Below are 843 nucleotides of genomic sequence, written 5' to 3'. Positions count from 1 at the left end.
CTGGATTTGTGATCGTCACTGTGTGCGTGCCGTCGCCGTTGTCGACTACTGTCGCCGTTGGTGATTCGCCGTCCGCACCATCTTTGATCACTGTTGTTGTTGTCGTACCATCTGGATTCGTGATCGTCACTGTGTGTGTGCCGTCTCCATTGTCGACTACTGTCGCCGTTGGTGATTCGCCATCTTTACCGTCTACTCCGTCAACACCATCTTTGATGACTGTTGTCGTTGTTGTGCCGTCTGGATTTGTGATCGTCACTGTGTGTGTACCGTCTCCATTGTCGACTACTGTCGCCGTTGGTGATTCGCCATCTTTACCGTCTACTCCGTCAACACCATCTTTGATGACTGTTGTCGTTGTCGTGCCGTCTGGATTTGTGATCGTCACTGTGTGCGTGCCGTCGCCGTTGTCGACTACTGTCGCTGTCGGTGATTCGCCGTCCGCACCATCTTTGATCACTGTTGTTGTTGTCGTGCCATCCGGATTTGTGATTGTCACTGTATGCGTGCCGTCGCCGTTGTCGACTACTGTCGCCGTTGGTGACTTACCGTCTACTCCGTCTTTGATGACTGTTGTTGTTGTCGTACCATCTGGATTTGTGATCGTCACTGTATGCGTGCCATCTCCATTGTCGACTACTGTCGCCGTTGGTGATTCGCCGTCCGCACCATCTTTGATGACTGTTGTCGTTGTTGTGCCGTCTGGATTTGTGATCGTCACTGTGTGTGTACCGTCTCCATTGTCGACTACTGTCGCCGTTGGTGATTCGCCATCTTTACCGTCTACTCCGTCAACACCATCTTTGATGACTGTTGTCGTTGTCGTGCCGTCTGGATTTGTGA

General features: G+C 51.8%; 1 protein-coding gene. It reads right to left on the bottom strand.

Annotated features, from left to right (window positions below):
* Window positions 1-843 (bottom strand): collagen-flanked surface repeat-containing protein (locus ERX37_RS11145; RefSeq protein ID WP_481817028.1); only part of this gene is annotated, 843 nt, incomplete at both ends.

This window comes from Macrococcus hajekii, from assembly GCF_004359505.1.
GTDB classification, from domain to species: domain Bacteria; phylum Bacillota; class Bacilli; order Staphylococcales; family Staphylococcaceae; genus Macrococcus; species Macrococcus hajekii.
This window is presented reverse-complemented; position numbering and strand designations above follow the sequence as displayed.